A 14,115-nucleotide genomic window follows, 5' to 3' on the forward strand; every position below is an offset into this window, starting at 1 on the left:
TGCCTCAACTCTGCTTGACCGACGGGGCTTACAGGTCTTACGTTCTCAATGTGCGGCTTTCGTAGCCGCCGCAGACGCGAAGCCCCCGGTTGTTCCCCCGTGATCGGGGGCTTCGTTCTGCCCTCCCCCTTCGCCTCGCAGCGCAGCAGACCCCATTCGCTCACCCTGGGTCACCGTTGCCAGGTCCTCGCGACGCCCTTAATCGCCACCCTCTGCGCGGGTACGATGCACCCCGGTGGGTCAATTCCCGTCCACGGCTTGGTGGTTGCCCACCCTGCCGAAGGGCGCCACCAGACGTGACAACACTGGTGCACGGCTTGTGGGGGGAGTGGGGGGGACCCTATGAACGTCGGCACGCAGGGCGTGCAGTCACCGGCCGACATTGCCTGGGTGCGCGGCGTGGACGCCTGCACCATGGGCGCGTACCCGCAGGCCGAGGAGGAATTCCGGACGGCTGTACGACTGGACCCCGGGATGGCCGACGCCTGGCTCGGGCTGCATGCGCTGCGCGTCGACACCACCACCGCGCTGCTGCGCATGTACCGCAACCGGGAACGGTTCGGTGAACAGCGGGCCCGTCACCGCCGCACCCTCAACTCCTGGTACTGGCTGGGCTGGTGGGTCCAGCCGGTGCTGGAGAGCCCGCGCGATCTGCTGCTCGCCCACGCCTCCCACTGGCTCGACGGCCGCCATGTGGCCGAGCTGGACCGTGCGCTGGCCGCCCTGCCCCCGGTCGACACGGACCCCCAGGTGCGTTTTCTGCACGCCTGCCGGGCCTATCTGGTCAAGGACTGGGAGCAGCTGGTGCGCCACACCGAGCCGCTGGTCAACGATCCGCTGCTGGGCGTCGAGGCCGGCCTGTTCGGCGGGATGGCGCGGGTGCGACTGGAGATGTACGGGCAGGCGGAGCCGCTGCTGTCCGCCGCGCTGATGCGCTGCCGCAGCGAACAGCCTCAGCGCAAGGAGCTGCGGTACTGGCTGGCGCGGGCGCACGAGGGCACCGGCCGCAGCGCCGCCGCGCTGCCGCTCTACCGGGCGGTGCACAAGATCGACCCGGCTTTCATGGACACCTCCGCACGGCTTGCGGCGATCGCCGAGTACGACGGGCTCGACGGGTACGACGAGTCGGTGGGCCTGGCCACCGTGACGCTGGCCGGCGTCGGCCAGGATGCCGCGGACGCCCAGGCCGAGAGCGAGGGACCGCTCGCGTCCGAGCCGCGCCTCGGCGGTGATGCGCTCTCCCCGCTGCCCGATGCGGGGCCGCCGCCCCTGCCGCCCGACGCCTTGCGGCACAAGGCGGCCGTTCCCTCCCAGGCCGCTCCCCCGCCGTTCCCGGCCGGCCCCACCGACCCGGTGCTGCTGGCACAGGCGCTGGACGAGCTGGAGCGCATGGTCGGCCTGGAGCCGGTGAAACGGCAGGTCAGGGCATTGTCCGCGCAGCTGGAGATGGCCCGGCTGCGGGCCGGGCAGGGCCTGCCGGTGCAACCGCCCAAGCGCCACTTCGTCTTCTCGGGGCCGTCCGGCACCGGCAAGACGACCGTGGCCAGGATTCTGGGCCGGGTCTTCTACGCGCTCGGGCTGCTCGGCGGCGACCATCTGGTGGAGGCGCAACGGGCCGATCTGGTGGGCGAGTTCCTCGGGCAGACGGCGGTCAAGGCCAATGAGCTGATCGACTCGGCGCTCGGCGGGGTGCTCTTCGTGGACGAGGCGTACAGCCTGTCCAACTCCGGTTACAGCAAGGGCGACGCGTACGGCGACGAGGCCCTGCAGGTGCTGCTCAAGCGGGCCGAGGACAACCGTGACCATCTGGTCGTCATACTGGCCGGCTATCCCGAAGGGATGGACCGCCTTCTGGCGGCCAACCCCGGTCTGTCGTCGCGCTTCACCACCCGGGTCGACTTCCCCTCGTACCGTCCGCTGGAGCTCACGGCGATCGGCGAGGTGCTCGCGGCCGAGAACGGCGACATGTGGGACGACGAGGCACGCGACGAGCTGCGGTCCATCAGCGGCCATGTCGTCGACCAGGGCTGGATCGACGAGCTGGGCAACGGCCGCTTCCTGCGCACTCTGTACGAGAAGAGCTGTGCGTACCGGGATCTGCGGCTGTCGACCTATCCGGGGACGCCCAACCGCGAGGACCTCTCGACGCTGCGGCTGCCCGATCTGATGCAGGCGTACGGGGAGGTCCTGTCGGGCCGCGGTCCGACGGGTCGCGGCCCGCAGGATCCTCCCCTCGGCTGATCCGTTCCCGGCAGGTCAGCTGACGAGGGCCGTGTCCGGTGCGCTCCGCGGTGCCCTGGGCCCGGTGAGCCGGTGGGCCGGATCACGGACCTCGCCGACCAGCATCTCCAGTACGTCCTCCAGCGCCACCAGGCCGAGCACACGTCCCGACGCGTCAGAGACCTGGGCGAGATGGGTGGCCGCACGGCGCATCACGGTGAGGGCGTCGTCCAGGGGCAGTTCGGCCCGGAGCGTCGCCATCGGCCGCCAGATGTGCTGAGGCACCGCCCGCTCCCGCTCCTCCAGGTCCAGCACGTCCTTGACGTGCAGATAGCCCATGAAGGGCCCGTCCACGTCCTGGGAGCAGACCGGAAAGCGCGAGTAGCCGGTGCGTACTGTCAGCTCCTCCATCTGCCGGGGCGTGACCGAGGGGGGCACGGTCACGAGGGCCGAGCGGGCGATGAGCACATCGCTCACCGGGCGGCTGCCCAGTTCGAGCGCGTCCTCGAGGCGCTCCTGCTCGGCGGGCTCGAGGAGGCCCGCCTGGCCCGCGTCCTCGACGAGCCGGTTGAGCTGCTCGCTGGTGAAGACCGCCTCCACCTCGTCCTTCGGCTCGACGCCGAAGACCCGCAGCACCAGCCGGGCACAGGCACCGAGCGCCGTGGTGACCGGGCGGCACAGGCGGGCGAAGCCGACGAGGCCCGGGCTGAGCCACAGCGCGGTCTTCTCCGGTGCGGCCATCGCCAGGTTCTTCGGCAGCATCTCGCCGACGACGAGATGGAGGAAGACCACCACGGCCAGGGCGATGACATAGCCGAGCGGATGAACGAGTCCCTCCGGCACACGGGCGGCGTGGAAGACCGGCTCAAGCAGATGCGCGACGGTCGGCTCGGCCACCGCGCCGAGGGTCAGGGAGCAGATGGTGATGCCGAACTGGGCGGCCGCCATCATCTGCGGCAGGTTCTCCAGTCCGTGCAGCACCTGGCGGGCCCGTCCGGATCCCGCCGCGGCCAGCGGGTCGATCTGGCTGCGGCGTACGGACACGAGAGCGAACTCGGCGCCGACGAAGAATCCATTCGCCAGCACCAGCAGCAGGGCGAACAGCAGTTGCAGGACGCTCATCGCGCGGCCTCCGTCATGACCGGCACATCCGCGGTGCGCACCAGCCGCACCCGCTCGGCGCGGTAGCGCTCCACCTGGCGGACCGAGAGCCGCCAGCCGGGGAGTTCGGCCCGGTCGCCGGGGGCGGGGATACGGCCCAGCAGATCGGCCACGAGGCCGGCCACGGTCTCGTAGGGACCGTCGGGCACCTCGAGTCCTATCCGGCGCAGGGTGAGCACCCGGCAGCTGCCGTCGGCCTCCCAGGCGGGCCTGCCGTCCTCCGGGGCCACCGGTGCCAGTTCCGGCCGTGCGTCCGTCTCGGCGTCGTGCTCGTCGCGGACCTCGCCGACGAGCTCCTCGACGATGTCCTCGAGGGTTACCACGCCGGCGGTGCCGCCGTACTCGTCGACGACGACGGCTATGGGCTGTTCGCTGCGCAGCCGCTCCAGCAGCTGCTGCACCGGCAGGGTCTCGGGCACCAACAGCGGCGGGACCGCGATCCGGTCGACGCGGGTGCGCAGCCGTTCGGCCACGGGAACCGCGAGTGCGTCCTTGAGGTGCAGCATGCCGACGATCTCGTCGATGCGCTCCCGGTAGACCGGGAAGCGCGAGAGGCCGGTCGCCCGGGTCAGGTTGAGGACATCGGCGGCGGTGGCGTCGGACTGCAGGGCGCTCACCTTCACCCGCGGGGTCATCACGTGCTGGGCGGTGAGATGGCCCAGCGACAGGGTGCGCACGAAGAGGTCCGCGGTGTCCTGCTCCAGGGTTCCGGCCCGCGCCGAGTGACGGGCCAGTGCCACCAGCTCGCCCGGGGTACGGGCGGAGGCCAGCTCCTCGGCGGGCTCGACGCCGAACATCCGTACGAGGCGGTTGGCGGTGGCGTTGAGCAGGGTGATGACCGGGCGGAAGAGGGTGGAGAAACGGTGCTGCGGGCCGGCGACGAAGCGCGCGACCTGCAACGGCCGGGACACCGCCCAGTTCTTGGGAACGAGCTCCCCGATCACCATCTGGACGGCGGAGGCGAGCAGCATGCCGATGATCACCGCCACCCCGGACACGGCTCCTTCGGGCAGCCCGGTGGCGGTCAGCGGCCCGTCCAGCAACTGGGCGAGCGCGGGCTCGGCGAGCATGCCGACCACGAGTGAGGTGATGGTGATGCCGAGCTGGGTGCCGGAGAGCTGGAACGACAGCTCCTTCAGCGCGGTGACCACGCGACCGGCGCGCCGGTCGCCTTCGGCCGCTGCACGCTCGGCCTCGGGGCGTTCCACCGTGACCAGGCCGAACTCGGCTGCCACGAAGAAGCCGTTGGCGAGGATCAGCAGGAACGCTGCGGCAAGCAGCAGTAGGGGAACGATCATGCCGCCGCCTCCTGGGAGGGGGCGGCGCAGGTACTACCGGACGATCCGTCCATTGCCGGAGTCAGTCACTCCTCGGTTCGCAGGTGCCCCACGGCCGGGGGCCGCGTGGCCGGGGGGCGGCGGCGCACTCGGCGCCGCCGCCACCAGAGTAATAGGGCTTCGGCCGGGTCGGGCAGAGGAGGTGACCTAGACCTCGTCCGGTCGGGTGCCGCGGGTCTCGGCGAGGGCGCGCAGCGCGCGGGCGTCGCTGATGGCATGTGCCTTGGCGATGCCCGGCTGAATGCCGAGCACGGGCAGGCTGGTGCCGTCGCTGAGATCGAGGAACACCCATGGGTCGCCCGGGCGCAGATTGACGCGGACGATCTCCGGCCACGCGAGGCGGCGCGTCCGCGTCAGGTTGACGACGGTGACACCGTCCTCGTCGGCGACGACCTTGGGCCGGCTCAGCAGTGCCAGCACGCCGAAGAACAGCAGCGCGGTGAAGATGAAGCTCACCCGCTCGGGCGCACTGAGCCGGTCGAGCAGCAGAGTCACCGAGATGAGGACGGCGCACATCACCGAGCCCACGGTCAGCAGGACGATCCGGGTCCGGGTCGGCCTGAACGTGACCGGGAGCGCGGGGAGTCGGGGTGCTTGAGCAGACATGCGGGTCGAGTGTCCTTCAGAGCCGGCACGCGTGGATGGCCGTGGTCAGGATGGCCCGGGCGCCGAGGTCGTACAGATCGTCCATGATGCGCTGGGCTTCCTTGGCCGCCACCATGGAGCGGACCGCGACCCAGCCCTCGTGGTGCAACGGGGAGATCGTCGGGGACTCGAGGCCCGGGGTGAGGGCCACCGCCTGCTCCAGGTGCTCGACCCGGCAGTCGTAGTCCATCATCACGTAGCTGCGGGCGACCAGGACTCCCTGGAGGCGCCGCAGGAACTGCTGCACCTTGGGGTCCTCGCCGTTCGCGCCCGTGCGCCGGATGACGACGGCCTGGGAGTCGAGGATCGGCTCGCCGATGACCTCGAGACCCGCGTTGCGCAGGCTGGTGCCGGTCTCGACGACATCGGCGATGACCTGGGCGACGCCGAGGTCGATGGAGGTCTCGACGGCGCCGTCGAGGTGGACGACCGAGGCGTCGATGCCGTTGTCGGCGAGGTGCTTGGCGACGATGCCCTCGTAGGAGGTGGCGATCGTCATGCCGCCGAAGTCCTCGACGCCCTTGGCGGTGCCGGGCTTGGTGGCGTAGCGGAAGGTGGAGCGCGCGAAGCCGAGCTCGAGGATCTCCTCGGCGTTGGCACCGGAGTCGAGCAGAAGATCGCGGCCGGTGATGCCGATGTCGAGCCGTCCGGAGCTCACGTAGATCGCGATGTCACGCGGGCGCAGGTAGAAGAACTCGACCTCGTTCACCGGGTCGACGAGCACGAGCTCTTTCGACTCCTTGCGCTGCTGGTAACCGGCCTCATGGAGCATCGCCGACGCAGGTCCGGACAGTGAACCCTTGTTGGGGACGGCGATGCGCAGCATGAGACAGGCTTCCTTTGTTCGCGTGTGTACGTGCGGAGCGGGGCTGGACTCAGAGGTGGGCGTAGACGTCGTCGAGGGAGATCCCGCGCGCGACCATCATCACCTGGACGTGGTAGAGCAGCTGGGAGATCTCTTCGGCGGCGGCTTCCTTGCCCTCGTACTCGGCGGCCATCCACACCTCGGCGGCCTCCTCGACGACCTTCTTGCCGATGGCATGGACGCCCTTGTCCACCAGTTCGGCGGTACGGGAGGTGGCGGGATCGCCGGTGGCGGCCTTGTGCTGGAGCTCGGCGAAGAGCTCCTCGAACGTCTTCTTGGACATGGTGGTCCCACCCTACGCGGAAGTGGCTTCTGCTCAGCGCCAGGGTTCAGATACTGAACGCAGCGTGGCCGCGGTGGCGACGGCGGCGGTGACCGCCTCATGGCCCTTGTCCTCGTTCGAGCCCTCGATTCCGGCGCGGTCCAGGGCCTGCTCCTCGGTGTCGCAGGTGAGCACACCGAAGCCGATGGGGACGCCGGTGTCGATGCTGACCTGGGTCAGGCCCTGGGTGACGCCCTGGCACACATAGTCGAAGTGCGGTGTGCCGCCGCGGATGACGACGCCGAGCGCGACGATGGCGTCGTAGCCGCGGCCGGCCAGCACTTTGGCCACCACGGGGAGCTCGAAGCTGCCGGGGACGCGCAGCAGCGTCGGCTCGTCGATACCGAGCTCGTGCAGTGCGCGCAGGGCGCCGTCGACGAGGCCGTCCATGACCTTCTCGTGCCACTGGGCCGCGATCACCGCCACCCGCAGGTCGCCGCAGTTGCGTACGGACAGTTCGGGTGCACCCTTGCCGCTCATTTTTCTCCCTAGCCGCTTGCTGACGTGCAGCTTGCTGAATTGCTGACTTACTGCTTGCTGGATTACTGGTTGCCGCAGGTCGACGCTGCGTGGGGGTCCCCCCGGCGGAGCGAGGGGGAGTCGAGCCAGGGCAGGTCGTGTCCCATCCGGTCGCGCTTGGTACGCAGATACCGGAGGTTGTGCTCGCCCGCCTGGACGGGCATCGGTTCACGGCCGAGGACGGTGATGCCGAACCGCACGAGCGCGGAGACCTTGTCGGGGTTGTTCGTCATCAGCCGGACGCTGCGCACGCCGAGGTCATCGAGGATCTGCGCGCCCGCCGCGTAGTCGCGTGCGTCGGCGGGCAGGCCGAGCTCGAGATTGGCGTCCAGGGTGTCGCGGCCGCGCTCCTGGAGTTCGTACGCGCGCAGCTTGGACATCAGTCCGATGCCGCGTCCCTCATGACCGCGCAGATAGACGACGATTCCCCGTCCGGCCTCGGTGATGTGCTGCATGGAGGCCTGCAGCTGGGGGCCGCAGTCGCAGCGCAGCGAGTGGAAGATGTCGCCGGTCAGGCACTCGGAGTGGACGCGCACGAGCAGGTCCTCGCCGTCGCCGATGTCGCCGTGGACGAGCGCGACATGCTCGATGCCGTCGGTGGTGGAGCGGTAGCCGTAGGCGGTGAACCGGCCGAAGGAGGTGGGCAGGTTCACCTCCGCCTCACGCTTCACCGTCGGCTCGGAGCTGCGCCGGTAGGCGATCAGGTCCTCGATGGAGATGATCGTCAGGCCGTGCTTGCGGGCGAAGGGCACCAGCTCGGGCAGGCGCAGCATGACGCCGTCCTCGCCGGCGATCTCCACGATGGCGCCTGCGGGGCGCAGCCCGGCCAGCCGGGCCAGGTCGACCGCGGCCTCGGTGTGGCCGTTGCGGACCAGTACGCCGCCGGGCTTGGCGCGCAGCGGGAAGATGTGGCCGGGGCGTACGAAGTCGGTGGCCTCGGACTTCCCGTCGGCGAGCAGCCGCAGTGTCGTGGCGCGGTCGGCGGCGGAGATACCGGTGGTCACGCCGTGGGCCGGGCCCGCGTCGACCGAGACGGTGAAGGCCGTCTGCATGGACTCGGTGTTGCGCTCGACCATCTGCGGGAGCTCGAGCCGGTCCAGCTCGTCGCCCTCCATGGGCGCGCAGATCAGACCGCGGCATTCGCTCATCATGAAGGCGATGACCTCGGGGGTCGCCTTCTCCGCTGCGATGACGAGGTCGCCCTCGTTCTCGCGGTCCTCGTCGTCGACGACCACCACGGGCCGGCCGGCGGCGATGTCGCGGATGGCCTGCTCGACAGGGTCGAGCGAGAGGTCCTCGGCGCTGTCGGCGGAGTACCACGCGGGCAGGGCAGTCATGCCGGTGCTCCTTCCAGGGAGGGCTCGGCGCTCCGGCGGGAGCGCTGCCACCAGTCGCGCATGCCCCACAGGACGAGCGCGCCGTAGATCACATAGACGAAACCGGAGAAGGCATAGCCGTTGGCGAAGTTCAGGGGTACGCCGACCAGGTCGACGAGCAGCCATGCGAACCAGAACTCGACCATGCCGCGTGCCTGGGCGTACATCGCGACGAGGGTGCCGACGAAGATGTACGCGTCGGGCCAGGCGTCCCAGGACAGCGACGGGTACGCGGTGAACAGGCCGCCGACGGCGAGGGTGCCGAGGAGGGCTGCGCCCGCCATGACACCGCGCTCGCGCCAGGTGGCGAAGCGGACGGCGATCGCCCCGTCCTCGGCCTGCTTCCGGCCGTGGGTCCACTGCCACCAGCCCCACGCGGCCACGGCCATCACCACGACCTGCTTGCCGGCGCTGCCGGTCAGGTGGGAGGCAAAGGCGGTGAAGAGGACGAGACCGGAGACGAACTGCACGGGCCAGGTCCACACCGAGCGCCGCCAGCCGAGCGCGAGCGCGATCAGTCCGATCGTGTTGCCGGTCATGTCGGACCACTTGATGTGCTGCCCGAGGACCGTGAAGGCCTCCGAGTTGAGCCAGGACAGACCGCTCACTTCGTGCTCTCCCTGGCGTCGGCGCCGAGCAGCCGCTCGACGTACTTGGCGATGACGTCGACCTCGAGGTTGACCGGGTCGCCGGGCTGCTTGATGCCCAGCGTGGTCAGGGCGAGGGTGGTGGGGATGAGGCTGATCGTGAAGTGGTCGGGGCCGGCGTCGACGACGGTGAGGCTGACGCCGTCAACCGTGATCGAGCCCTTCTCGACGACGTATCGAGTGAGGTCGGAGGGAAGGGAGATCGTGACGATCTCCCAGTTCTCCGACGGCTTGCGCGCGACGATGGTGCCGGTGCCGTCGACATGGCCCTGGACGATGTGACCGCCCAGCCGGTCGCCGACAGCCATGGGGCGCTCGAGGTTGACGCGCGCGCCGGTCCGCAGGGCACCGAGGCTGGAGCGGTTCAGGGTCTCGGCCATCACGTCGGCGGTGAACTCGCCGTCGCCGAACTCCACGACGGTGAGGCAGACACCGTTGACGGCGATGGAGTCGCCGTGCTTCGCGCCCTCGGTGACGACAGGTCCGCGCAGTCGGAAGCGCGAGGAGTCGCCGAGGTCCTCGATGGCGGTGACCTCACCCAGTTCTTCGACAATTCCGGTGAACACTCAAGCTCCCTTGGGGACGGTCGCGGTGATCCGCAGATCGGGGCCGATACGGACGGTCTCGGTGACGTCGAGCCGCAACGCCGCGGTGATGGTGGTGATTCCTGCGTGGGCGAGGACGGCGGGGCCCTCACCGAGGAGTACGGGGGCGAGATAGCCGACGACCCTGTCGACGGCGCCCGCGGCGACGAAGGCGCCGGCGAGGGTCGGGCCGCCCTCGAGGAGCACGGAGCGGATGCCGCGCCCATGGAGCTCGGCCAGCAAGGCGGGTACCGACAGGCCCGTGGCCGTCCGCGGCAGCCGCACGACGTCCGGAAGAGCGGTGTCGGCGTCCTCCGCGACCGCGATCAGGGTCGGTGCGGCATCGTCGAGGACGCGCGCGCCGGGCCTGACGGCGGCGGCTTCGGTGTCGACGACGACCCGCAGTGGCTGGACGGCGCCGTCGATGCCGCGCACGGCCAGGTGCGGGTCGTCCGCGCGGGCGGTGCCGGAGCCGACGACGACCGCGTCGGCCTCGGCGCGCAGCCGGTGGACGTCGGCGCGGGACTCGGGCGAGCTGATCCAGCGGCTGGTGCCGTCGGCGGCGGCGATACGGCCGTCGAGGGTGGCGGCGTACTTCCACAGGACATAGGGGCGCCCGAGGCGTACGGAGGTGAGCCAGGCGATGTTGCCGGCCTCTGCCTCGTCGGCGAGCAGGCCCTGCTCGACCTCTGCGCCGGCTGCGCGCAGAGTGTCGGCACCGCCGGTGGCCTGCGGATTCGGGTCGCCGACCGCGTACACGACGCGGGCGACCCCGGCGTCGGCAAGTGCCTGGGCGCAGGGGCCGGTGCGCCCGGTGTGGTTGCAGGGTTCGAGGGAGACGTACGCGGTGCCGCCGCGGGCACGCTCGCCTGCGGCGCGCAGGGCGTGGACCTCGGCATGGGGGCCGCCGGCGCGCTGGTGGAAGCCCTCGCCGACGGGCTGTCCGGAGGCGTCGGTGATGACGCACCCGACGACCGGGTTGGGGCTGGTGAAGCCGAGTCCGCGGGCGGCGAGCGCGATGGCTCGGCGCATGGCGTTCGATTCGGCTGCGGTGGCCACCGGGTCCTCCTGCCTCTTCGGGCACGGACTCCGGGGCTGTCGATGACGACAGAGAGCGGAGAAACACCTCATGGCAACGCCGGGACCGACAGAACCGGTCGTCGCTGAGGACGATCGGCCACAGACGGCCGGCGGACCACAAGGGTCACCCGCCGCGCACTGCCTCCCATCCGGACTTTAACCGTCGGTCCAGGAATTTCACCTGGTCAACCGGCCGCTGGCTGCGGACGGGTCGCGGACTGTAACCGCCGGTTCGGAATTGCACCGACCCCGGAGTGCGCTGCTGCTGATACAGGGCAAGTGTGCCACGCCCGGCGCTCGGCCATGCAGGTGATGGCTGTGGACTGGCTCACAGACAGCGTACGGAGTGGCCGAAAAACGCTTCCACCTGCGGAATGGTCCAGACCTATTGACGCACTGGTCTAGTCCTCTTAATCTCTGCGACACCTCCGCGGATCACGCCGCGGGCGTGCGCACGCCCGTAGGCCAACCCGCACCATCCCCATGCCAGTTGTGCGAGGCCGAACCCCCCTGCGCCCCCTGGCGGGGTGCAGCGGGACCCCCACCAGGAGGAGAACGATCGTGCTGTCCCCCACCCGTACCAGAGCCTCGCTGCTCGCGGTCGGCGCGGCAACTGCCGCCTCGCTGCTGGCCGGCGCGCTCTCGTCAGGCGTATCGCACGCCGCAAGCCAGGAGTCCTGTCGCCCCGACGGGCTGTACGCGACCCCGGGCGTGAACGTTCCCTACTGCTCCGTCTACGACACCGAGGGCCGCGAGAAGATGGGCGCCGACCATCAGCGGCGCGTCATCGGCTACTTCACCGGCTGGCGTACCGGAAAGGACGGCACCCCCGCCTACCTCGCCTCCGACATCCCGTGGGACAAGGTCACCCACATCAACTACGCCTTCGGACACATCGATTCGGCCAACCAACTGTCGGTCGGCGCGGACGGCGCCGACAACGCGGCGACCGGGATGACATGGCCCGGGGTGGCCGGGGCCGAGATGGACCCGGCGTACACGTACAAGGGTCACTTCAATCTGCTGAACAAATTCAAGAAACAGCACCCGCAGGTGAAGACGCTGATCTCGGTCGGCGGCTGGGCGGAGACCGGCGGCTACTTCGACGGCAACGGCACCCGGGTCGCCTCCGGCGGGTTCTACTCGACGGCGACCAACGCCGACGGCTCGGTGAACCAGGCCGGCATCGACACCTTCGCGGACTCGGCCGTCGCCTTCATCAAGAAGTACGGCTTCAACGGAGTCGACATCGACTACGAGTACCCGACCTCGATGAAGGACGCGGGCAACCCGCTGGACCACTCGGTCTCCAACGCCCGCCGGGCGGGTCTCGCCAAGGGCTACGCGGCGCTGATGAAGACCCTGCGCGAGAAGCTCGACCGGGCCGGGGCGAGCGACGGCAAGCACTACATGCTGACCGTGGCGGCGCCGTCGTCCGGCTATCTGCTGCGCGGCATGGAGACCTTCCAGGTCCAGAAGTACCTGGACTACGTCAACATCATGTCGTACGACCTGCACGGCGCCTGGAACGAGTACGTCGGGCCCAACGCCTCTCTGTTCGACGACGGCAAGGACGGCGAACTGGCCGCGGCGGGCGTCTACTCCACGTCCCAGTACGGCGGGATCGGCTACCTCAACACCGACTGGGCGTACCACTACTTCCGCGGATCGATGCCGGCGGGCCGGATCAACATCGGCCTTCCGTACTACACGCGGGGCTTCAAGAACGTCCAGGGCGGCACGGACGGGCTGTGGGGCAAGGCGCCTTCGACCACCTGTCCGGCCGGCGCGGGTCTGACCAGGTGCGGGGACGGGGCCGTCGGCATCGACAACCTCTGGCACGACAAGGACACCGCGGGCAACGAGTCCCCGGCCGGATCCAACCCGATGTGGCACGCCAAGAACCTGGAGAAGGGTGTCGTCGGCGACTACGTCACGGCGTACGGCTTCCCGGCCGGTGCCGCGCTGACGGGTACGTACGTCCGCAAGTACGACGCGACGCTGGTGGCACCGTGGCTGTGGAACGCCCAGAAGAAGGTCTTCCTGTCGACCGAGGACGAGCAGTCGGTGAGCGCCAAGGCCGACTACGTGGTGGACAAGGGCATCGGCGGCACCATGATCTGGGAGCTGGCGGGCGACTACGACTGGAACGCCGCCAAGGGCCAGTACGAGATGGGCGACACGCTCACCACGGCCATGTACGACGCGTTCAAGACGGCGGCTCCGTACGGCGCGACGCGCGCGACGACCACCCTGCCGGCCGAAGCGGTCGCGATCGACGTCGAGTTCGGGCAGTTCCCGCTCGGCGACTCCAACTACCCGATCAGCCCCAAGCTGAAGATCACGAACACCACGACGGCGACGCTGCCCGGGGGTACGGAGTTCCGGTTCGACTACGGCTCTTCGGCGCCGGGGAACGCCAAGGACCAGTCCGGGTTCGGCACAACGGTCATCCGCAGCGACCACACCGGCACCAATGTGGGCGGGCTGAAGGGCGACTACCACCGAGTCTCGCTGAAACTGCCGGCCTGGCAGACGCTGGCGCCGGGTGCCTCGGTCGAGCTGGACTTCGTGTACTACCTGCCGGTGTCGACCCCCTCCAACTGGACCGTGACGTTCGGCGGGAAGACGTACGCACTCGCCGGTGACCTGGCCCGCGGTACGACGATCGTGGAGCCCGGCTCGGGTCCGTCCCCATCGCCGACGCCGTCGCCCAGCACGTCGACGGGCCCCTCGCCCTCGCCGAGTGCCACGGGCAGCGGCGGCACCGGGCAGTGCGCGGCGCCGGCATGGAACGCGGCGAGCGAGTACGCCGGCGGCATGACTGTGTCGCACGCCTCGCACAACTGGAAGTCCAAGTGGTGGACGAAGGGCGAGGAGCCCGGTACTACCGGTGAGTGGGGTGTGTGGCAGGACCTGGGAGCCTGCTGACCCCTCCCGTGACAGCCCGGCGGCGCGATCCGGCCCTTGCCGCCGCCGGGCCCTCGGGCGGACTGCGGACCGGTCTGCCCATTCGGGCCGAGCGCGGTGCCTTGGTGCGACGCCCTCGGGCGGGTCGTGGCATCCCGGGCTTGGCCGGCCCGGGCCGCGGGCAGGGGTGACGTTTCCCGGGGCGTGGCCAAGTCGGTGTCCGTGGCGCCCTGGAGGCGGCCTGGGTTCTCGTGCTGCGCCCGGTTCTCGTGACCGGCGTCGGGCCGCTCCGGGGCGGTGCCCTTGGGCGGGTTGCGACGCCGGGGGGGGACGCTCCCGGGCGTGGCCCGGCCGGTGCGCGTGAGGTTGGGCGTTCCGGGGCTCGTGGCCGGGACTGCTCTCCCGGGACCTGCCCCGCTCAAGACCTACGACGCCTCACGTCCCGGACA

General features: G+C 70.3%; 12 protein-coding genes and 1 riboswitch. Of the genes, 2 read left to right on the forward strand and 10 right to left on the reverse strand.

Features of this window, described 5'->3' with window-relative positions; genetic code table 11:
* The first annotated feature begins 342 nt into the window (after window positions 1–342).
* Window positions 343–2,241 (forward strand): AAA family ATPase, encoded by a 1,899-nt coding sequence (locus ABZ208_RS28595; protein WP_356912328.1) that lies wholly within the window; start codon window positions 343–345, stop codon window positions 2,239–2,241.
* A gap of 15 nt (window positions 2,242–2,256) precedes the next feature.
* On the opposite strand, the gene ABZ208_RS28600 is transcribed toward ABZ208_RS28595, so the two are convergent.
* From ABZ208_RS28600 to ribD, 10 genes are all read right to left on the reverse strand, one after another.
* A complete protein-coding gene (locus ABZ208_RS28600) occupies window positions 2,257–3,342 on the reverse strand; it encodes a hemolysin family protein (RefSeq protein ID WP_356912329.1) in 1,086 nt (361 codons plus the stop codon).
* Window positions 3,339–4,679: a hemolysin family protein gene (locus tag ABZ208_RS28605; RefSeq protein ID WP_356912330.1), complete on the reverse strand. Its 1,341-nt coding sequence runs from the start codon at window positions 4,677–4,679 to the stop codon at window positions 3,339–3,341. Before ABZ208_RS28605 ends, ABZ208_RS28600 begins: the two co-directional genes overlap by 4 nt.
* 186 nt (window positions 4,680–4,865) lie before the next feature.
* Entirely contained in the window at window positions 4,866–5,324 is a 459-nt protein-coding gene (locus ABZ208_RS28610; protein WP_356912331.1) for a PH domain-containing protein, read from the reverse strand.
* 16 nt (window positions 5,325–5,340) lie between these two features.
* Window positions 5,341–6,189, reverse strand: coding sequence for an ATP phosphoribosyltransferase (gene hisG / locus ABZ208_RS28615; RefSeq protein ID WP_356912332.1), 849 nt, complete (start codon window positions 6,187–6,189; stop codon window positions 5,341–5,343).
* A 49-nt stretch (window positions 6,190–6,238) separates the two neighbouring features.
* On the reverse strand, window positions 6,239–6,511 hold the full coding sequence (locus ABZ208_RS28620; protein ID WP_147990811.1) for a phosphoribosyl-ATP diphosphatase: 273 nt from the start codon (window positions 6,509–6,511) through the stop codon (window positions 6,239–6,241).
* Window positions 6,512–6,544: 33 nt separating this feature from the next.
* Window positions 6,545–7,030 (reverse strand): 6,7-dimethyl-8-ribityllumazine synthase, encoded by a 486-nt coding sequence (ribH, locus tag ABZ208_RS28625; protein ID WP_328402938.1) that lies wholly within the window; start codon window positions 7,028–7,030, stop codon window positions 6,545–6,547.
* Between the two features lie 62 nt (window positions 7,031–7,092).
* On the reverse strand, window positions 7,093–8,406 hold the full coding sequence (locus ABZ208_RS28630; protein WP_356912333.1) for a bifunctional 3,4-dihydroxy-2-butanone-4-phosphate synthase/GTP cyclohydrolase II: 1,314 nt from the start codon (window positions 8,404–8,406) through the stop codon (window positions 7,093–7,095).
* Window positions 8,403–9,044, reverse strand: a complete 642-nt coding sequence (locus ABZ208_RS28635; protein ID WP_356912349.1) for a nicotinamide mononucleotide transporter family protein — start codon at window positions 9,042–9,044, stop codon at window positions 8,403–8,405. Before ABZ208_RS28635 ends, ABZ208_RS28630 begins: the two co-directional genes overlap by 4 nt.
* A gap of 5 nt (window positions 9,045–9,049) precedes the next feature.
* Complete coding sequence (locus tag ABZ208_RS28640; RefSeq protein ID WP_356912334.1) at window positions 9,050–9,658, reverse strand: riboflavin synthase; 609 nt, start codon at window positions 9,656–9,658, stop codon at window positions 9,050–9,052.
* On the reverse strand, window positions 9,659–10,735 hold the full coding sequence (ribD, locus tag ABZ208_RS28645) for a bifunctional diaminohydroxyphosphoribosylaminopyrimidine deaminase/5-amino-6-(5-phosphoribosylamino)uracil reductase RibD (protein ID WP_356912335.1): 1,077 nt from the start codon (window positions 10,733–10,735) through the stop codon (window positions 9,659–9,661). It lies immediately after the preceding gene.
* A 152-nt stretch (window positions 10,736–10,887) separates the two neighbouring features.
* Window positions 10,888–11,018: riboswitch (FMN riboswitch) on the reverse strand.
* Between the two features lie 299 nt (window positions 11,019–11,317).
* Here ribD and ABZ208_RS28650 point away from each other — a divergent pair.
* A complete protein-coding gene (locus ABZ208_RS28650) occupies window positions 11,318–13,687 on the forward strand; it encodes a chitinase C-terminal domain-containing protein (protein ID WP_356912336.1) in 2,370 nt (789 codons plus the stop codon).
* Window positions 13,688–14,115 lie beyond the last annotated feature (428 nt).

It is taken from the genome of Streptomyces sp. NPDC006208 (genome assembly GCF_040613775.1).
Taxonomy (GTDB): domain Bacteria; phylum Actinomycetota; class Actinomycetes; order Streptomycetales; family Streptomycetaceae; genus Streptomyces.